The sequence below is a fragment of the Enterobacter sp. SM3 genome, from assembly GCF_009811935.2.
Taxonomy (GTDB): domain Bacteria; phylum Pseudomonadota; class Gammaproteobacteria; order Enterobacterales; family Enterobacteriaceae; genus Enterobacter; species Enterobacter asburiae_D.
This window is the reverse complement of record NZ_CP099971.1, coordinates 135,725-154,844: the sequence shown is the minus strand read 5'-3', so window position 1 is coordinate 154,844 and position 19,120 is coordinate 135,725. Positions and strand designations below refer to the sequence as shown.

Here is a 19,120-nt window from a genome sequence, read left to right as displayed (position 1 = left end):
AGGTGAATGGCTGAAGGGCAGCCATACTAATGATATGATAGAGACATTAGCGTCCGGGATTGTCCCCGGGCTCCACACTTCAAAGGTTACAGTTATGATCATCGTTACCGGCGGCGCGGGCTTTATCGGCAGCAATATTGTTAAGGCTCTCAATGACAAAGGCATCACCGACATCCTGGTGGTTGACAACCTGAAAGACGGCACCAAGTTCGTCAACCTGGTGGATCTGAACATCGCTGACTACATGGATAAAGAAGACTTCCTTATCCAGATTATGGCAGGCGAAGAGTTCGGCGAGATCGAAGCCATCTTCCACGAAGGTGCGTGTTCTTCCACCACCGAGTGGGACGGTAAGTACATGATGGACAACAACTATCAGTACTCAAAAGAGATCCTGCACTACTGCCTGGAGCGTGAAATTCCGTTCCTGTACGCCTCCTCCGCGGCAACCTACGGCGGCCGCACCTCGGACTTCATCGAGTCCCGCGAATATGAGCAGCCTCTGAACGTCTATGGTTACTCTAAATTCCTGTTCGACGAGTACGTGCGTCAGGTTCTGCCGGAAGCGAACTCGCAGATCGTCGGCTTCCGCTACTTCAACGTCTACGGACCTCGTGAAGGCCACAAAGGCAGCATGGCAAGCGTAGCGTTCCACCTGAATACCCAGCTGAATAACGGCGAAAGCCCGAAACTGTTCGAAGGCAGCGACGGCTTCAAGCGCGACTTCGTTTACGTGGGCGACGTTGCCGCAGTGAACCTGTGGTTCTGGGAAAACGGCGTATCCGGCATCTTCAACCTGGGGACCGGCCGCGCGGAGTCCTTCCAGGCAGTGGCTGACGCAACGCTGGCGTATCACAAAAAAGGCAGCATCGAGTACATTCCGTTCCCTGACAAGCTGAAAGGCCGTTATCAGGCGTTCACTCAGGCGGACCTGACCAACCTGCGCGCCGCAGGCTACGACAAGCCGTTCAAGACCGTTGCCGAAGGCGTAACGGAATATATGGCCTGGCTGAACCGCGACGCGTAAGTATGAAGATTCTGGTGATCGGCCCGTCATGGGTGGGCGACATGATGATGTCGCAAAGTCTCTATCGCACGCTCAAGGCGCGTTATCCCCAGGCGATAATCGACGTGATGGCACCCGCATGGTGCCGTCCGCTGTTGTCGCGTATGCCGGAAGTGAATGAAGCCATCCCGATGCCGCTCGGCCACGGGGCGCTGGAAATCGGCGAACGCCGCAAGCTCGGTCATAGCCTGCGCGAGAAGCGCTATGACCGCGCGTATGTGCTGCCAAACTCCTTTAAATCCGCCCTGGTGCCCTTTTTTGCGGGCATCCCGCACCGTACCGGCTGGCGCGGTGAAATGCGCTACGGCCTGCTGAACGACGCGCGGGTGCTGGATAAAGAGGCCTGGCCGCTGATGGTGGAGCGCTATGTGGCGCTGGCCTATGACAAAGGCGTGATGCGCAGTGCGAAAGATCTGCCGCAGCCGCTGCTCTGGCCACAGCTTCAGGTTAACGACGGGGAGAAATCCCAGACCTGCAGCGCGTTTGGTCTTTCGTCAGAACGCCCGATGATTGGCTTCTGCCCTGGCGCCGAGTTCGGCCCGGCAAAACGCTGGCCGCACTATCACTATGCGGAGCTGGCGAAACAGCTGATCGACGAAGGCTACCAGATTGTCCTGTTCGGTTCGGCAAAAGACCACGAGGCGGGCAACGAAATTCTCGCCACGCTCAGTAATGAACAGCAGGCCTGGTGCCGCAACCTGGCAGGCGAAACGCAGCTTGAGCAGGCGGTTATTCTGATTGCCGCCTGCAAGGCCGTGGTCAGCAACGACTCAGGCCTGATGCACGTCGCTGCCGCGCTCAACCGCCCGCTGGTGGCGCTGTATGGCCCAAGTAGCCCGGACTTCACGCCCCCGCTTTCTCATAAAGCGCGCGTCATCCGCCTGATCACCGGCTACCACAAAGTGCGTAAAGGCGATGCCGCAGAAGGCTATCATCAGAGCCTGATCGACATTACGCCAGAGCGCGTTCTCGAAGAGCTTAACGAACTGCTGTTGAGCGAAGAAGGATAACGAATGCGGGTACTGATCGTTAAAACTTCTTCGATGGGCGATGTTCTGCATACGTTGCCGTCACTGACGGACGCCATGCGGGCCGTTCCCGGCATTCGTTTTGACTGGGTGGTGGAGGAAGGCTTCGCGCAGATCCCCACCTGGCATGAAGCGGTTGACCGCGCGATCCCGGTGGCGATTCGCCGCTGGCGCAAAGCGTGGTTCTCCGCGCCGATTAAAGCCGAACGCAAAGCCTTCCGCGAGGCGGTGCAGGCGCAGCGTTACGACGCGGTTATCGACGCCCAGGGGCTGGTGAAAAGCGCCGCGCTGGTCACGCGTCTGGCACACGGCGTAAAGCACGGCATGGACTGGCACACCGCCCGCGAACCGCTGGCGAGCCTGTTCTATAACCGCCGCCACCACATCGCAAAGCAGCAGCACGCCGTCGAACGTACCCGCGAGCTTTTTGCAAAAAGCCTGGGCTACGCGAAACCGGAAACCCAGGGCGACTACGCCATTGCGCAGCACTTTTTGCGCAATACAGATCCCTGTGCTCAGCCTTATCTTGTCTTCCTGCATGCCACAACGCGCGACGATAAACACTGGCCGGAAACGCACTGGCGAAGCCTGATCGAACTGATGCAACCCACCGGCATCCATATTAAACTCCCGTGGGGCGCTGAACATGAGCGGCAGCGCGCAGAGCGTCTGGCAGCAGGCTTTTCGCATGTCGAGGTATTGCCGAAACTCACGCTGGCACAGGTTGCAGCGCAGCTGGCGGGGGCGAATGCTGTTGTTTCCGTTGATACTGGCTTAAGCCATTTAACCGCGGCGCTGGATCGTCCGAATATTACGATTTTTGGTCCGACCGATCCTGGATTGATCGGGGGTTACGGTAAAAACCAGCATCAGATGGTTAGCCCGACCCAGCAAACGAAGGATATCAGCGCAGATGCTATTTTTTCATTTTTACAGGGCAGCCGTTGGCTTTCCAACAGGGATATCTAACGCATGAGTTACGTATTTCTGCTGATTTTACTCTTTCCGGTGAAACTCATCCGGAAGCTGTTCCGCAAAGAGACGGGTAAAAACCTGGTCATTCAGACGGCAAAAATCGGCGATTTTGTTAATGCCACGCCCCTCCTGGCATACCTGCAAAAAAGCGACGTGCTCGTCAGTCGTAGCGTGGGTGCATTGGCGAAGCATGATGAGACGATCGACGAGATTTTTTTTATCGAGCAGCATAAGCGTAACCTGTGGCGAAAGCTGGTCTTTGCCTGCCGGATCATGAACCGCTATGACAATGTCTATCTCCTGCAACCTAACAGCGTGAACCTCTTTTTCGCCTCCGTGTGTAATGCTAAAAACAAACAGTTTTTAAGCACTTACACGCGCAGATGGTATCACGGCATTTTCTATGCAACGGCAGACGGGACTGTTGAACACGGTAGAAAGACGCTGTCGGTCACGAACTATCTCAAACTGGCCGATCGCGCTCTGAGCTGGCAAGACTCGCCAAAGCACGCCACAAAGCCACTGTTTAAACCCGCAACCTATCCGGCAATCCTTGATAAACCGGGCGTTATCCGCATTGGCATTAGCGTTGCCGCCGGGAATAAAGCGAAAACCGTTCCGCCGGTCATCTGGAAGCAAATTGCCGATCGCCTCGCCGACCTGCCCTGCGAATTTTATGTGTTTGGCGCCCCAAATGAACAATCGTGGATGGACGATATCACCCGCGCCTACGGTGAACTGCCAAACTTTATTAATCTGATTGGCAAGCTCTCGCTTGAAGAGCTACCGTGGGCCATTTCTAAAATGGATTGTTATATCGCATCTGACTCAGGAAATGTCTACATCGCCGATGCGGTGGACGTGCCGGTCATCTTACTGTTCGGGCCGTGCTGCCACTACGAGCAGCGTCCGCTTGGCAACGTATTGTTGATTGGCAACGATGCCAATATTTGCTCGTATGTTTTTGAAACACGATATTATTTCTCACAGAGCCGGGAAGAACTCTTCGCGGTAACAGACGAATCGCTGGACGAACTCAAACATTTCATTTGCGGGCTGCCACCAGCAAACTCTGCCTTTGATGCTCAGGGAAACTGATTACTATGGCTTTTCTCAGCATCATTATTGCCGCACATAACGCCGAAAACACCCTTCACGCCACGCTGGAAAGTCTGCAAAACGCGATTGAGAATGCAGGTGATGATGTAGAAGTCATTATCTTTAATGACAGTTCCACTGATGCCACTCAGGATATTATTGAGACGTGGTTACCAAAGCTTCCGAATGCGCAATCCCGATACGTTGAGTACCGTAACGTAGGTCACGTTCGAAACAGCGCATTCTCTCTGGCGTCAGGTGAATACATCACCATGCTGGATAGTGATGACCTGTTGAAACCGGGTAGCATTCGGGACGCCGTGGCATACCTCAAAACAGAGCGCCCTGATATGCTCCTGACGCGCCTGCTGGAAATTCGCGACACCAAAAAAATCACCGCCGACTGGCAGGGGTTCGCTCCTGTTGCTTTGTCACAACATGAGGCAATAAAACGGTTCCTGCAGCACAAAGATTTTCAGGCACATCTCATCGGGCAATTCATTGATCGGAAATTGTACGTAAGCAACCCGATTCCTTCGATGGTCTGCTATGAAGATTTCGCCGTATTTCCCGGCATGCTGATGCAATCGAGTAAAATAGTCTATCAGCGTCAGGGACACTATTATTACATCAAACGTAGCGACAGTTTATCGAGCCGTCTCGACGCCAGTAAAATCGCTACGCTTATCGAATGCACCTTACAGATGGAAAAAACATTCCCGCCATCATTTAGACATCTTGTGAATTGTCACTGGTTTGATATCTACAGTAACCACCGGCAACATCTGACCGAGATACAACTCAAACTGGTTAAACAGCGGGTTAAAGAACTTTATTCTTTCTCTTTCTTCTTCTCCAGAGATGTACGTTTCAGCTACAAAAAAAGGGTCATCGAGGCATTATGGAAAAAGTAAAACTGCGCCTTTATCAGCTTACGCTGATTTTGAGCCTTATTTCGCTTGCGCTCGCACTGCTGAGTTCAGGTAAGCAACGAGAGTTTTTCTATATTGCGATTTATGCCAGCATTATCGGCTTAGCGTGCGAATATAAAAAAATCACATTACGTCCTTTTTCTATCGCACTACCGATTTTGCTCATTGGGTTGCTTAATCTTTGCTGGTACATGGTGTATGAATATCATAGCGAAGGTCTGAACGTTTATAGCGATTATCTCGGTGCAAGTAAAAAATTGATTCTGGCAAGTATTCTCATTTTCTATCTTGACCGGTTTAAGTTTTATATTGATAGAACATCCTTCCAGAAATATTTCTTATACGCCTCTGGTGCAGGGTTTATACTCGCCACTGGTTATGGCTTATGGCAGGCATCACAGGGTATGGGGCGTATCGAGATGGCCATAAATCGACCTACCGTGTCGGCCTATGTTTACTCAGTATTGTCACTGGCGTTGGTATACAGCCTTTATCTACAGAAAAATATCAAACTGTATGTAGCCGCAGGACTCATCATCTTAATATCTTATTTCGTCATTCTTCTTACGGGTACCCGTGCCGCAATGGGGTTATACCTACTCCTGGCGATTGTACTCACGCTTTATCACTTCAGAAGAATACATCTTAAATCAACGCTGATTTTCTTATGTATTGTGGCGGGTATTGTTATCGTTAGCTACAAGCCATTAATTTTACCTAAGATACAACAAACACAAGCTGAAGTTGAAAGTTATCAAAAAGGATATGATGCAACCTCACTCGGCGCACGTTTTTCTATGTGGAGCGTTGGTATTCAAAATGGGCTTGCCCATCCTTTGGGGCAGTCGGTTGAAGACCGCGAAGTATGGACACAGCAATATGTGAAAAATGGGCATCCACATCTCGCAGCCGCACTCGAGTTTATAAGGATACATCTGCACAATGAGTTTATCGAAAAATATTCTCTGCAGGGGATCCCCGGCCTGGCGATATTATTCTTTTTCTATATATCGATGATCGCTTACGCGCTTAAAAACAGAAATGGTCTGCTGCTGACGACCATGCTCCTTTTATTACTCTATGGCCTGACGGATGTCATACTGTTGAGCTCAGAAGCCTTAATCTTCTTTGTCACCGTGTTTGCGCTGAGTACACCTTTCTCGCAAACCAGACAACGTCAATAAGTGATAATGCCCGCGTCGCGGGCATTATTTTTTCTTGTGTTGATAAAACTCCGCCAGCGTCATCCCCACCGTCTTATCGGATAACCAGCTAAAGAGCGTTTCTAAATCCTGATACAGCCCTTCGATCGCCGCCTCATCTTTAAACGTAGGGCTTCCGCCAGGCATAAATTCCGACGAATGAAGCATAAACTCCACGTACTCACTTCCCTGAGACAGGCATTGCTGTGCGACCTGAATCATCTGCGCCGCATTCCCACCGGACGGTCTTAGCCAGTTGACCGAAGGTGAGCGATATTTACCACGAAGCCTGTCGTAACCCTGCTTGATCGTGTTCAACCAGGCCGGGTGTTTATACTGAATGCTCATCGGCACTTCGAGTAATGGGCTATTGCCCGCCCGGGAAATATTATCTAAATCCATAAAATAGGCGTGGTCGGGGAAATGCTGATAATTCGTTCCGCCATTACCCTGCGGCGCACCTTTCGCATTGCGCCAGTTCACCCGCGGCGTCACGGAGCAATCCACCTGGTAACCCAGTTCAACGAGCAATTTTGCGTAGCGACTGTCAAATGCCCAACGTCCGGCACGGTGGCTTAACATTTTGGTCTGGAATGTCTCTTCCAGCAGGCGGGTCATGAACAGCACTTTCTCGCGCATCACCTCATCCGAAAATTCAATCAAATAAGGCTGCCAGCGCCAGTCGTCTCCCGTGAGATCGTGTTCCGGCGGGCTATTCCAGGCATGAAGGTGCATCCCCACCTCGCCCTGACCGCGGCCAATCACGTCTCTGGCGAATTCAATGAAAACGGGTTCGATCGCCATCTCGTAATTGGTCAGCCACACGGGCTTAAAACCGAAACGCTCACAAAGCGTCTGGAACCGCGCCAGATAGCGCGCGTTTTCCGTTTTAATGACGCGGTGATTTTGCCAGAGATTATCGCCCTCAGTATCAATTGTGATGATAAACGCTGGTTTGTTCATAATGAGTCCGCAAGACAGGAAAGTTAGCGCTATGTTACGCACTCTCCAAAGCATGAGTAAACCCTTCCAGGGAAATTCCTGAGATTATGGAGAAAGAGTGCAAGTCGCTATCAGGTCTATTAGAATTGCCATCAGTACAACGCCGATAAGATGATGATGAATAACTTACCTGACACACCTGATTTGCGCATTTTACTTATCAAACTCCGCCATCATGGCGACATGTTGCTGACCACTCCCGTCATTGATTCGTTACGTCAAAAATGGCCGCAGGCGCAGATTGATGTCCTGCTGTATGAAGAAACACGCGATATGCTCGCCGCCCATCCGGCGATCGGTACAATTTATGGAATCGATCGTAAATGGAAGCAGCTGGGCACGCTGAAGCATCTTCAAAAAGAGTGGCAGTTGCTGCGTGCGTTAAGAAATCAGCATTATCATCTGGTCATTAACCTTGCCGATCAATGGCGTAGCGCTATCGTCACCCGTTTCACCGGCGCACCCATTCGCCTCGGATTCGCGTTTAACAAACGCAACAGTGCATTCTGGCGTTTTTGTCATACCGATCTGGTCTCTGTCGACGGCCACAAATCCCTGCATACGGTCGAACAGAATCTCTCCATTTTAACGCCATTACCGGTTGCGCCGCAGCCTGCCGTCACCATGGCCTACGCCGCAGACGACTGGGATTATGCCCGTCAAAGACTGACGCAGGCGGGCGTGGGCGAGCGCTATATCGTGATCCAGCCGACGTCCCGCTGGTTCTTTAAATGCTGGAGCGAAGACAAAATGGCGCAAACCATTACTGCACTGCAGCAGGATGGTCATACGGTTGTACTCACCGCGGGCCCGGATAAAAAAGAGCTGGCGATGATCGATCGCATTCTCGCTGCCGCACCGAAAACCGGTGTCGTTTCGCTCGCGGGCCAGTTGACGCTGCGCCAACTGGCGTCGCTTATCGACCATGCCTCGCTGTTTATTGGTGTTGACTCCGTGCCGATGCATATGGCCGCCGCGCTGCAAACGCCCTGCGTGGCGCTGTTTGGCCCTTCTAAACTGACGTTTTGGTCTCCATGGCAGGTTAAAGGGGAAGTGATCTGGGCCGGCGATTACGGCCCGCTCCCCGATCCGGATGCCATTGATACCAAAACGAAAGAACGCTATCTCGACGCCATTCCCGTTGATGCTGTCGTCTCCGCCGCAAGGAGATATCTGTCATGAAACCCCATCGCCTGGCCATTGTTCGCCAAAAGTATCGCCCTGATGGCGGAGCGGAACGCTTCGTTTCGCGCGCCCTCACCGCGCTGAGCAATCAGAACCTTGAACTCAACGTCATCACGCGTGAGTGGCAGGGAGAGAAGCAAGACGACTGGCATATTCACATTTGCAACCCTCAAAAATGGGGTCGCATCAGTCGTGAACGCGGATTTGCACAGGCCGCCCGCGCGCTATGGCAGCAACAGCAGTTTGATATTGTTCAAAGCCATGAGCGCATCCCGGGTTGTGATATCTATCGCGCGGGTGATGGAGTGCATCGCCGCTGGCTGCTGCAGCGCGCGCGCATTTTACCTGCCTGGCGTGCGCAAATGCTGATGTATGACCGCTATCACCGCTACGTGATGCGTGCGGAACGGGAAATGTATCAGGCGCCTGAGTTAAAAGCCGTAATTTGTAATGCGGAGATGATCAAACGCGAAATCGTTGAAGACTTTGATATTGACGCAAATAAAATTCATGTGATTTATAATTCTATTGATTCCAGCCGCTTCATTCCGGCCCAGGAGTCACAGCGTGCGATTTTGCGCCAACAATTTGGTTTGCCAGCCGATGCCGTTGTGTTCTGTTTTGTCGGCTCAGGGTTTGAACGAAAAGGATTGGCCAGCGCCATACGCGCTATCGCGGGAACATCAGCCTGGCTGATTGTGGTTGGACAAGATAAAGCAGAAAGTCGTTATCGCGACCTCGCCCGTTCGTTAGGCTGCGAGGGGCAAATCCGCTTCCTGGGGGTGCAAAAAGAAACTCTGCCTTTTTATCAGCTATCCGATGGTTTACTGTTGCCAACGCTGTATGATCCCTTTCCTAACGTCATTCTTGAAGCGATGGCCTGCGGCTTGCCCGTCATTACTTCAGAGAGTTGCGGTGGTGCAGAATTTATTCAACAAGGCCAGAACGGATTTTATTGTGACGCACTTGATATCAGTACATTGAAGGAAGCGGTAGCCGCCATCCCTTCACTGGAAAAAAATAACAATATGGGACGAGCGGCACGTGAACGTGTAAAAGACGCCACTCCCGAAAAACTATCAAGTCAGCTTATTACGCTTTATCAAAAATTACTGGATTAAAAATGCGCATCCTAATGATTATTGATGGTTTACCCGGTGGAGGAGCTGAAAAAACGGTTCTTACACTCTCCCGCGGGCTAATAGAAATGGGGCATCAGGTCTCTCTATTCTCTCTGCGGAAAGTGTGCGACTACGCCATCCCGGAAGGCATCGATTATCAGGTTGTTCAGGACACATGTAAAAAACCGTGGCGAAAGCTGACGGAGATCCCACGCCGCGCCCAATTGCTGGATCAGGCGATTGAACGGGCTGAGCGCAGCGGCAAATTTGATGTGGTTTTCTCTCATTTGCACAAAACCGACCGCATTGTGGCGCACTGCCGCGCGCTGGAACGTGACAAAGTCTGGTTCTGCGTGCACGGCATGTTCTCGTTCTCCTATCTTCGCCATCGCAGCGGACTTTCACGCTGGTTTAAACACCTTAAAATTCGTCATACCTACGAAAACCGAAACGTTGTCGCCGTCTCAGGCGCCGTGTTGAAAGATCTTTCCGAGACGCTGGCCCTCAATCTTCGACGCAAAGCGGTTATCCATAATCCTTTCGATATTCCTGAAATTCAGCGTCTGGCGGATGCTCCCTTCGAGATGCAGGGAAAGGATTACATTATTCATGTTGGCCGCTTCCATGAGCACAAACGCCACGACCGCCTCTTACGTGCGTTCGCCCTGAGTAAAATTGACACAACGCTGGTCATGATGGGCAATGGATCCGAAGCGCAAATTCAAAAGCTCAAGCAGCTTGCTGCCGAGCTGGGTATTGAAAACAAAACGGTTTTCCGCCCGTTTGATTCCAATCCCTATCCGTGGATTAAAGGGGCACGCCTTTTAGTGTTAAGTTCTGACTGCGAAGGTTTTGGTAATGTGCTGGTTGAGGCCATTATCTGCCAGACGCCACCGGTCAGTACAAATTGCCCCGGTGGCCCCGCCGAAATCCTTACCGGAGCCTTAGCGCGCGGGCTGGCAGAGTTAAATGACGCGTCACTGGCAAAAACGCTGGCGGATATTTATACCGCCCCGCCGGTCGTTGGCGATGCAACCATCGCGTCGTTCGGTATCAGTGCCATTTGCCAGCAATATATTGCTCTGGTCGACAATCAAAAATAATCAGGTTTCTTATGCAAAATTCAGCCCCATTGTTGAGCGTGGTGGTTGCCGTTTATAACGGTGAAGCTTTCCTGGATCAGTTCTTTACCTGCCTTGTGAATCAACGCATCGACAGCATGGAAGTCATCATTGTCAATGACGGCTCTACTGACCGCTCGATGGAGATCGTCGAAAACTGGCGAGAAAAACTGCCGCAGCTGCAGGTCATAGAACAGCAAAACCAGGGCGTATCCATCGCGCGTAACACCGGTCTGGCCGTTGCGACGGGTCAATATCTCTCTTTCCCGGACATTGATGATGTCTTTAAACCCGGCATGTACCAGCACTTGCTGGAGATGGCCGTCACGCAGGATCTGGATGTCGCCACCTGTAACGGGAACTACGTCTGGGAGAACAACAAGAAGCCCTCGCGCCCGATCTTCCCAGAAGACAAACTGGCTTCGACAGGGGTCATGGCTGGCCCGGCGTGGTTAAAAATGGCGCTGGATTCGCGTAAGTTCCTTCACGTCACCTGGTTGAACATTTATCGCCACGACTTTATCCGTAAACACAATTTCCATTTCGAACCCGGCCTGCGTCATCAGGATATTCCGTGGACCACCGAGGTGCTGCTCGCCGCCGAGCGGGTTCAGTACACCAGCGAGCGTTATTACGACTACTACATTCACTCCGCATCGGTGTCCCATATGCCGGACAATGACGACACGCTGATTCGCTCTGCGCGCCACTACATGAAAATCCTGCAGCTGCTCGATGCCATCAATCAGCGTTACCCGGATAAAGTGAAAGGGATCCCTGCCTGCCACTGGCAAATTGCCAAAGAGGGGCTGGGAATTATTCACACCTTCGACAACATGAAGGATGAGAAGAAGAAATCAATGATTATTAAAGAGTTCTTCGAAACAGGCATCTGGAAACTCATCTGGAAAAGTGCAAAAAGTCCGCGTCTGCGCTGGCGGCTGGGTCGACGTTATTTCCGTTTGAAACGGTATCTGGCATAAGAGATAGCTTTACCTGGCCTAAATGCTTAGAATTTGCCCGCCGAAACTAAAAAAACGGATAATCGCTTGGAATTGTTGTATACCGCTCTGCTCTACATCATTCAGCCACTGGTGTGGCTGAGACTGTTGCTTCGTAGCCGGAAAGCGCCTGCGTATCGTAAACGCTGGGCTGAACGCTATGGCTTCTGCCGCAATAAAGTCGTACCGGACGGTATTTTGCTGCATTCCGTTTCTGTCGGTGAAACGCTGGCGGCGATCCCGCTGGTTCGCGCTCTGCGTCACCGCTACCCTTCGCTGCCAATCACCGTCACGACGATGACGCCGACCGGCTCCGAGCGCGCGTTATCCGCTTTCGGTAAAGACGTGCAGCACGTCTATCTGCCTTACGATCTGCCCTGCGCCATGAATCGTTTCCTGAATACCGTTCGCCCGAAGCTGGTGATCGTGATGGAAACCGAACTGTGGCCGAACATGATTTCCGCCCTGCATGCCCGTAAAATTCCGCTGGTAATTGCCAACGCGCGCCTGTCAGAGCGCTCGGCGAAAGGTTACGGCAAGCTGGGGAAATTTATGCGCCGCCTGCTCAGCAGGATCACGCTGATTGCCGCGCAGAACGAAGAGGACGCGGCGCGCTTTATCGCGCTGGGCCTGAAACGCAACCAGCTTGCGGTAACGGGCAGCCTGAAATTTGATATTTCCGTTACCCCTGAGCTCGCCGCCCGTGCGATCACACTGCGTCGCCAGTGGGCCCCACGCCGTCAGGTCTGGATTGCAACCAGTACTCATGATGGCGAAGAAGAGATCATCCTGCAGGCTCACCGCAAGCTGCTGGAAAAATTCCCTGATTTACTGCTGATCCTCGTGCCTCGTCATCCGGAGCGTTTTAAAGATGCCCGCGACATGGTGCAAAAAGGTGGCTTCAGCTATACCCTTCGCAGCAGCGGTGAAATCCCTTCCGGCAGCACCCAGGTGGTGATTGGCGATACGATGGGCGAACTGATGCTGCTGTACGGCATTGCTGACCTCGCGTTTGTCGGTGGCAGCCTGGTCGAGCGCGGCGGTCATAACCCGCTGGAGCCGGCAGCCCACGCTATTCCGGTGCTGATGGGGCCGCACACGTTTAACTTCAAAGACATCTGCGCGAAATTACAGCAGGCCGATGGTTTAATTACCGTGACCGATGCGGATTCGGTGGTCAAAGAGGTCTCGACCCTTCTGACTGACGAAGATTATCGCCTGTGGTACGGGCGTCATGCCGTCGAAGTGCTGCACCAGAACCAGGGCGCACTGACCCGACTGCTGCAGCTTCTGCAACCTTATCTGCCCCAGCGGAGCCACTAATGTCAACGCGTCTGTCGGTCGTGATGATCGCCAAAAACGCCGCCGACCTGCTTCCGGATTGCCTGGCGTCGGTTGCCTGGGCTGACGAGATAGTCATTCTTGACTCCGGAAGTACGGACAACACGGTGGACGTTGCCCGGGCAGCGGGTGCAAAAGTCTTTGTCGACGTTGACTGGCAAGGCTATGGCATCCAGCGCCAGCGCGCGCAGGGGTATGCCACAGGTGATTATGTCCTGATGCTCGATACTGACGAGCGCATTACGCCAGAACTTCAGCAGGCCATTCAGGCGGTGCTTTCCTCGCCCCAGCCTGGCGCCGTATACAGCATTGCCCGCCGCAACTACTTCCTTGGCCGTTTTATGCGCCACAGCGGCTGGTATCCTGACCGCGTGATGCGCCTCTACGAGCGCGAGCGGTATCAGTACAACGACAATCTGGTCCATGAATCCCTGAGCTGCGATAGCGCTCAGGTGATCCCCCTGACGGGCGACCTGTTGCACCTGACCTGTCGGGATTTCGCCAGCTTCCAGCGTAAACAGCTCAACTATGCCACCGCATGGGCGCAGGAGCGTCACCAGCGCGGCAAGAAGGCCTCGCTGACGGGTATCTTCACCCACACGCTGGGCGCGTTCCTGAAAACGCTGCTGCTGCGTGGTGGTGTACTGGACGGCAAACAGGGCTGGTTACTCGCGGTAGTAAATGCCCAGTATACTTTCAACAAATACACCGAGCTGTGGGCGCTCTGCCGCGGCTACTCAGAGAAAACGTGAGCCATGAGCACAAAAGCGATTTATCCGGGTACCTTCGATCCGATCACCAACGGTCATCTTGATATCATCACCCGTGCGGCGTGCATGTTCGACAAGGTGATCCTGGCCATTGCCGCCAGCCCCAGCAAAAAGCCGATGTTTGATCTCAACGAGCGCGTGCAGCTTGCCACCGATGCGATTGCGCACCTGCCGAATGTTGAGGTGGTCGGGTTTAGCGATCTGATGGCTAACTTCGCCCGCGCTCAGCAGGCAAACATTCTGATCCGTGGTTTACGCGCGGTGGCGGACTTCGAGTATGAGATGCAGCTGGCGCACATGAACCGCCACCTGATGCCGGAGCTGGAGAGCGTGTTCCTGATGCCCTCCAAAGAGTGGTCGTTTATCTCTTCTACGCTGGTAAAAGAGGTGGCGCGTCATCACGGCGACGTTACCCATTTCCTGCCGACTAACGTCCACCAGGCATTGATGGAAAAGCTAAAGTAACCCTATTTCTGGCACTGCCGGCAGTAGAACGTGGCGCGCTGGGCGTGCTTCGTGGCAATAACGGGCGTGCCGCAGACTCTGCACGGTTCGCCTTTACGGCCATACACCTGAAGCTCCTGGGCAAAATAGCCAGGCTTGCCGTCACTCTGCAGGAAGTCCTTCAACGTTGTCCCGCCCTGCTCAATAGAGCGCAGCAGTACCGCCTTAATCACCCGGACCAGCAGCTCACACTCCTGCGCTGACAGCGAAGAGGCCAGCCGATCGGGATGGATCCCGGCCGCGAACAGCGATTCGCTGGCATAGATATTCCCCACGCCGACCACCAGCTTGTTATCCATCAGCCAGGGCTTAATCGGGCTTTTCTTCTTCGCACACTTCGCCTTGAGGTATTCCGCATTAAACGCGTCTGAAAGCGGCTCCGGGCCCAGATGTGCCAGCACGTTATGTCCTTCCAGCTCCTTCGTCCACAGCCACGCGCCAAAGCGCCGTGGGTCGGTGTAACGGAGCACTTTGCCGTTGCTCATCACCAGATCGACGTGGTCGTGCTTTTCCGCTGGCAGTTCTTCGGTAAGAATGCGCAGGCTCCCGGACATCCCCAGGTGGATAATAATCCAGCCGTCGGGAAGCTCCAGCAGCAGGTACTTAGCGCGACGCTGTACGCTAAGGACGGGTTTATCGCTCAGGGCATGGATCTCATCGGACACCGGCCAGCGCAGACGTCCATTGCGGACCACCGCGTGAAGAATCGTCGCGCCGACCAGATGGGGCTCAATGCCGCGACGGCTGGTTTCTACCTCAGGTAATTCAGGCATGGTTCCTCCGTTGAGATACAGAATGCAAAAAACCCCGCAGTTGCGGGGTTTTTCGATACAAGGAGACTAAAACTATTTGATTTTAGCTTCTTTGTACAGTACGTGCTGGCGTACAACTGGATCGAATTTTTTCAGTTCCAGTTTTTCCGGCTTAGTACGTTTGTTCTTCGTGGTGGTGTAGAAGTGACCTGTACCAGCAGAAGAAACCAGCTTGATTTTCTCGCGAATACCTTTAGCCATGATTTATTTCCTCTTTAAGTACTTAGTACTTTTCGCCACGGGCACGCAGTTCGGACAGAACTGTATCGATGCCTTTCTTATCGATTACACGCATACCTTTAGCAGATACGCGCAGGGTGACAAAACGCTTCTCGCTCTCAACCCAGAAACGGTGAGAGTGCAGGTTCGGCAGGAAACGGCGTTTAGTCGCGTTCAGTGCGTGGGAACGGTTGTTACCGGTCACCGGACGCTTGCCAGTAACTTGGCAGACTCGGGACATGTCTATTCTCCAAAAATCAAATTAGCTCGAGCTTCGTATGGGGTATCGGCGCCTCGTCAGGCTTTACAGCCCGGTCATCGCATAGTTCTAAGTGAACTCTCGATTGCCAGGCCCAAATGCCAAACCCGAGATTCTCAAAGGTGGCGTAGTATACGCTGACTCGGCGGTGTGCTCAAGTCCCGAACAGACAAAGATCCCGATGGATCGCGAGAAATAGCCTAAATCCAGCCATGTTCTGCGAAAGAAATGTACTCACCGCGGCCAATTATCAGATGGTCCAGCACACGAATGTCCATGAATTGACAGCATTTGATAATGCGTTCGGTGATTTCTTTGTCCGCTCTGCTCGGTTCTGCACAGCCAGAGGGGTGATTATGCGCGAGGATCACACCCGCTGCATTCACTTTTATCGCTTCCCGCACAATTTCTCGCGGATGCACCTCAACGTGGCTCAACGTGCCCGCAAAGAGACAGCTATGTTTCAGCACCCGATTTCTGTTATCGACAAAGATCACCATAAAGATCTCGCGTTCGATATCGGTTAACTGGCTTTGCAGGAATTCGCGCGTCATCGCGGGCGTCAGGATCGGATCCTCCTTCTCCATGCGGACATTGTAAAAACGGCGGGCAAGTTCAGCAATGCCCCTCAACTGGGCATATTTCGCCACGCCGATCCCCTCAACGTGCTTAAAGTGCGACAGATCGGCGGTCAGTAAACCGTATAGCGAACCGAAATGTGCTATCAGCTCTTTTGCCAGCGTAAATACCGTCTTTCCTGGCGTGCCAGTACGTAAAAAGAGCGCCAGCAGTTCATCGTCTTTTAACAGGGTGACGCCATAGCGCAGCAGTTTTTCGCGCGGCAGCAGCTGCTCATCCTCATCTTCCATGCTCTTTCTCCTTTTTTAACCTTATGCTGCCACAGGCCATTTCGTCGCTCGACGGCCACATTGCGTTCTTGCGTAGCGCCTCGCAAAGTGGTCGAAGGACAAAATCACCCCGCTTTGGGGATTGTGATAAAATGCCCGCTCTCTGGTGAAACCCAACAGGAAAGAATCATGATGAGCCTGGCCGGTAAAAAAATCGTTCTTGGCGTGAGCGGCGGTATTGCTGCCTACAAAGCGCCGGAGCTGGTGCGTCGTCTGCGCGAACGCGGGGCAGATGTGCGGGTCGCGATAACCGAAGGCGGTAAAGCCTTTATCACTCCCCTGAGCCTGCAGGCCGTTTCAGGATACCCGGTATCTGACAGCTTGCTCGATCCGGCCGCCGAAGCCGCGATGGGCCATATTGAGCTGGGTAAATGGGCTGACCTGGTCATCCTCGCCCCCGCCACGGCTGATTTAATCGCTCGGGTGGCGGCCGGTATGGCAAACGACCTGGTCTCTACCATTTGTCTGGCCACGCCTGCGCCTGTTGCCGTCGTTCCTGCCATGAACCAGCAGATGTACCGTAACGCGGCCACCCAGCATAATCTGGAGACGCTGGCCTCCCGCGGCCTGCTTATCTGGGGCCCGGACAGCGGCAGCCAGGCCTGCGGCGATGTTGGCCCGGGTCGCATGCTTGACCCGCTGACGATTGTTGATATGGCCGCAGCCCATTTTTCGCCTGTCAACGATCTGCAACATCTCAACATCATGATTACCGCGGGCCCGACGCGCGAGCCGCTGGATCCGGTTCGCTACATCACCAACCACAGCTCCGGCAAAATGGGCTTTGCGATTGCCGCCGCCGCCGCAAGGCGTGGCGCGCACGTCACGCTGGTGAGCGGCCCGGTATCGCTGCCTACCCCTGCGTTTGTGAAGCGAATTGACGTTACCACCGCGCTGGAGATGGAAGCCGCCGTGCAGGCACATGCGCAAAGCCAGCAGATTTTTATCGGCTGTGCGGCCGTCGCAGACTATCGTGCCGAGACGATCGCTGAGGCTAAAATTAAAAAGCAAGGCGATGAATTAACACTAAAAATGGTGAAAAACCCGGACATTGTTGCCGGTGTCGCCGCACTAAAAAGCCATCGTCCATACGTTGTTGGGTTTGCCGCAGAAACGAATAATGTGGAAGAATATGCCCGGCAAAAACGTACCCGCAAAAACCTCGATTTGATTTGCGCGAACGACGTATCGCTGGCCACACAAGGATTTAACAGCGACAGCAACGCACTGCACCTTTTCTGGCAGGATGGAGATAAACTCTTACCGCTTGAGCGCAAGGAACTCCTGGGCCAACAATTACTCGACGAGATCGTTACCCGTTATGATGAAAAAAATCGACGTTAAGATTCTGGACCCGCGTGTTGGCGAGCAATTCCCGCTGCCAACCTATGCCACCTCCGGCTCTGCCGGTCTTGACCTGCGTGCCAGTCTCGATGACGCCGTAGAACTGGCTCCGGGTGCCACTACCCTGGTTCCAACTGGCCTGGCAATTCACATTGCTGACCCGTCGCTGGCAGCGGTGATCCTGCCGCGTTCTGGCCTGGGCCATAAGCACGGCGTTGTGCTGGGGAACCTGGTAGGCCTGATCGACTCCGACTACCAGGGTCAGCTGATGGTCTCCGTCTGGAACCGTGGTCAGGACAGCTTCACCATTGAACCGGGCGAGCGTATCGCACAGATGGTCTTTGTACCGGTGGTACAGGCAGAATTTAACCTGGTGGCAGACTTTGACGCCACCGACCGTGGCGAAGGCGGCTTCGGCCATTCCGGGCGCAAATAACGGCCCGAAAGACACGTATCTCACAGCGTCATAATGCAATAACAAACCGCAAACGTCAGTTTGCGGTCGCTGTGTGGATGCCAGCCTGGCAAGTGCTTATTTTCAGGGGTATTTTGTAACATGGCAGAAAAACAAACCGCGAAAAGGAATCGTCGCGAAGAAATACTTCAATCTCTGGCTCTGATGCTTGAATCCAGCGATGGCAGTCAACGCATCACCACCGCTAAACTGGCCGCCTCTGTGGGCGTGTCTGAGGCGGCGCTGTACCGTCATTTTCCGAGCAAGACCCGGATGTTCGACAGCCTGATCGAGTTTATTGAAGACAGCCTGATCACGCGCATCAACCTGATTCTGAAAGACGAAAAAGACACCACCGCACGTCTGCGTCTGATTGTGCTGTTAATCCTGGGCTTCGGTGAACGCAATCCGGGCTTAACCCGTATCCTTACCGGCCACGCGCTGATGTTTGAGCAGGACAGACTGCAGGGCCGCATTAACCAGCTTTTCGAACGTATTGAAGCGCAGCTGCGCCAGGTACTGCGCGAAAAGAAAATGCGTGAAGGCGAAGGGTACACCATCGATGAGACGCTGCTGGCGAGCCAGATTCTGGCGTTTTGTGAAGGGATGCTCTCCCGCTTTGTGCGTAGCGAGTTCAAATATTGTCCAACGGACGATTTTGACGCCCGCTGGCCGTTAGTCGCTGCTCAGTTGCAATAACACTGTTGCCGGATGGCGGCTTCGCCTTATCCGGCCTACGAAATGCGTAGGCCAGGTAAGCGTCGCGCCACCGGGCAAT

The 19,120-nt window shown here is 53.4% G+C and carries 21 protein-coding genes; 16 read left to right on the top strand and 5 right to left on the bottom strand.

The window, feature by feature from the left end; all coding sequences use genetic code 11:
• Nucleotides 1–94: 94 nt before the first annotated feature.
• From rfaD to GVO84_RS00615, 6 genes are read left to right on the top strand one after another with little or no spacing between them, the layout of a single operon-like run.
• Complete coding sequence (gene rfaD / locus GVO84_RS00640) at nucleotides 95–1,027, top strand: ADP-glyceromanno-heptose 6-epimerase (RefSeq protein ID WP_008502707.1); 933 nt, start codon at nucleotides 95–97, stop codon at nucleotides 1,025–1,027.
• A gap of 2 nt (nucleotides 1,028–1,029) precedes the next feature.
• Nucleotides 1,030–2,076: an ADP-heptose--LPS heptosyltransferase RfaF gene (gene rfaF / locus GVO84_RS00635; RefSeq protein ID WP_063438983.1), complete on the top strand. Its 1,047-nt coding sequence runs from the start codon at nucleotides 1,030–1,032 to the stop codon at nucleotides 2,074–2,076.
• Nucleotides 2,077–2,079: 3 nt separating this feature from the next.
• Nucleotides 2,080–3,063, top strand: coding sequence for a lipopolysaccharide heptosyltransferase RfaC (gene rfaC / locus GVO84_RS00630; RefSeq protein ID WP_159515249.1), 984 nt, complete (start codon nucleotides 2,080–2,082; stop codon nucleotides 3,061–3,063).
• Nucleotides 3,064–3,066: 3 nt separating this feature from the next.
• Nucleotides 3,067–4,167: a glycosyltransferase family 9 protein gene (locus GVO84_RS00625; protein WP_121426017.1), complete on the top strand. Its 1,101-nt coding sequence runs from the start codon at nucleotides 3,067–3,069 to the stop codon at nucleotides 4,165–4,167.
• A 5-nt stretch (nucleotides 4,168–4,172) separates the two neighbouring features.
• Nucleotides 4,173–5,081, top strand: a complete 909-nt coding sequence (locus GVO84_RS00620; protein WP_159515248.1) for a glycosyltransferase family 2 protein — start codon at nucleotides 4,173–4,175, stop codon at nucleotides 5,079–5,081.
• Nucleotides 5,069–6,283 carry an O-antigen ligase family protein gene (locus GVO84_RS00615; protein WP_159515247.1) on the top strand — a complete coding sequence of 405 codons (1,215 nt, stop codon included), beginning with the start codon at nucleotides 5,069–5,071 and terminating at the stop codon, nucleotides 6,281–6,283. Before GVO84_RS00620 ends, GVO84_RS00615 begins: the two co-directional genes overlap by 13 nt.
• A gap of 24 nt (nucleotides 6,284–6,307) precedes the next feature.
• On the opposite strand, the gene GVO84_RS00610 is transcribed toward GVO84_RS00615, so the two are convergent.
• Nucleotides 6,308–7,264, bottom strand: coding sequence for a polysaccharide deacetylase family protein (locus GVO84_RS00610; RefSeq protein WP_159515246.1), 957 nt, complete (start codon nucleotides 7,262–7,264; stop codon nucleotides 6,308–6,310).
• 150 nt (nucleotides 7,265–7,414) lie between these two features.
• On the opposite strand from GVO84_RS00610, the gene rfaQ reads away from it, so the two are divergent.
• From rfaQ to coaD, 7 genes are all read left to right on the top strand, one after another.
• Nucleotides 7,415–8,485, top strand: coding sequence for a putative lipopolysaccharide heptosyltransferase III (gene rfaQ, locus GVO84_RS00605; RefSeq protein ID WP_159515245.1), 1,071 nt, complete (start codon nucleotides 7,415–7,417; stop codon nucleotides 8,483–8,485).
• Nucleotides 8,482–9,609, top strand: a complete 1,128-nt coding sequence (locus GVO84_RS00600) for a glycosyltransferase family 4 protein (protein WP_121426022.1) — start codon at nucleotides 8,482–8,484, stop codon at nucleotides 9,607–9,609. The genes rfaQ and GVO84_RS00600 overlap by 4 nt, the downstream gene beginning before the upstream one ends.
• A gap of 2 nt (nucleotides 9,610–9,611) precedes the next feature.
• Complete coding sequence (locus GVO84_RS00595; protein WP_121426023.1) at nucleotides 9,612–10,712, top strand: glycosyltransferase; 1,101 nt, start codon at nucleotides 9,612–9,614, stop codon at nucleotides 10,710–10,712.
• 11 nt (nucleotides 10,713–10,723) lie between these two features.
• The gene (locus tag GVO84_RS00590) at nucleotides 10,724–11,713 is read left to right on the top strand and encodes a glycosyltransferase (protein ID WP_159515244.1); all 990 of its coding nucleotides are present in this window, start codon (nucleotides 10,724–10,726) and stop codon (nucleotides 11,711–11,713) included.
• 66 nt (nucleotides 11,714–11,779) lie between these two features.
• Entirely contained in the window at nucleotides 11,780–13,054 is a 1,275-nt protein-coding gene (waaA, locus tag GVO84_RS00585) for a lipid IV(A) 3-deoxy-D-manno-octulosonic acid transferase (protein ID WP_159515243.1), read from the top strand.
• Nucleotides 13,054–13,824, top strand: coding sequence for a glycosyltransferase family 2 protein (locus tag GVO84_RS00580; RefSeq protein WP_159515242.1), 771 nt, complete (start codon nucleotides 13,054–13,056; stop codon nucleotides 13,822–13,824). The genes waaA and GVO84_RS00580 overlap by 1 nt, the downstream gene beginning before the upstream one ends.
• Before the next feature lie 3 nt (nucleotides 13,825–13,827).
• A complete protein-coding gene (coaD, locus tag GVO84_RS00575) occupies nucleotides 13,828–14,307 on the top strand; it encodes a pantetheine-phosphate adenylyltransferase (protein ID WP_159515241.1) in 480 nt (159 codons plus the stop codon).
• 2 nt (nucleotides 14,308–14,309) lie between these two features.
• Here the strand turns inward: coaD and mutM are convergent, their stop codons facing one another.
• The 4 genes from mutM to radC all read right to left on the bottom strand — a co-directional run bounded on the left by mutM (nucleotide 14,310) and on the right by radC (nucleotide 16,505).
• Complete coding sequence (gene mutM / locus GVO84_RS00570) at nucleotides 14,310–15,119, bottom strand: bifunctional DNA-formamidopyrimidine glycosylase/DNA-(apurinic or apyrimidinic site) lyase (protein WP_023309890.1); 810 nt, start codon at nucleotides 15,117–15,119, stop codon at nucleotides 14,310–14,312.
• Between the two features lie 72 nt (nucleotides 15,120–15,191).
• A complete protein-coding gene (gene rpmG / locus GVO84_RS00565) occupies nucleotides 15,192–15,359 on the bottom strand; it encodes a 50S ribosomal protein L33 (RefSeq protein ID WP_003024094.1) in 168 nt (55 codons plus the stop codon).
• A gap of 22 nt (nucleotides 15,360–15,381) precedes the next feature.
• Complete coding sequence (gene rpmB / locus GVO84_RS00560; RefSeq protein ID WP_002436699.1) at nucleotides 15,382–15,618, bottom strand: 50S ribosomal protein L28; 237 nt, start codon at nucleotides 15,616–15,618, stop codon at nucleotides 15,382–15,384.
• 218 nt (nucleotides 15,619–15,836) lie between these two features.
• Nucleotides 15,837–16,505, bottom strand: a complete 669-nt coding sequence (gene radC, locus GVO84_RS00555; protein WP_159515240.1) for a RadC family protein — start codon at nucleotides 16,503–16,505, stop codon at nucleotides 15,837–15,839.
• A gap of 171 nt (nucleotides 16,506–16,676) precedes the next feature.
• Between radC and coaBC the strand changes: the two genes are divergently transcribed.
• The 3 genes from coaBC to slmA all read left to right on the top strand — a co-directional run bounded on the left by coaBC (nucleotide 16,677) and on the right by slmA (nucleotide 19,041).
• Nucleotides 16,677–17,888 carry a bifunctional phosphopantothenoylcysteine decarboxylase/phosphopantothenate--cysteine ligase CoaBC gene (gene coaBC, locus GVO84_RS00550; RefSeq protein ID WP_159515695.1) on the top strand — a complete coding sequence of 404 codons (1,212 nt, stop codon included), beginning with the start codon at nucleotides 16,677–16,679 and terminating at the stop codon, nucleotides 17,886–17,888.
• Complete coding sequence (gene dut / locus GVO84_RS00545; RefSeq protein WP_201283082.1) at nucleotides 17,866–18,324, top strand: dUTP diphosphatase; 459 nt, start codon at nucleotides 17,866–17,868, stop codon at nucleotides 18,322–18,324. The genes coaBC and dut overlap by 23 nt, the downstream gene beginning before the upstream one ends.
• 120 nt (nucleotides 18,325–18,444) lie before the next feature.
• Nucleotides 18,445–19,041 (top strand): nucleoid occlusion factor SlmA, encoded by a 597-nt coding sequence (slmA, locus tag GVO84_RS00540; protein WP_121426029.1) that lies wholly within the window; start codon nucleotides 18,445–18,447, stop codon nucleotides 19,039–19,041.
• Nucleotides 19,042–19,120: the final 79 nt, after the last annotated feature.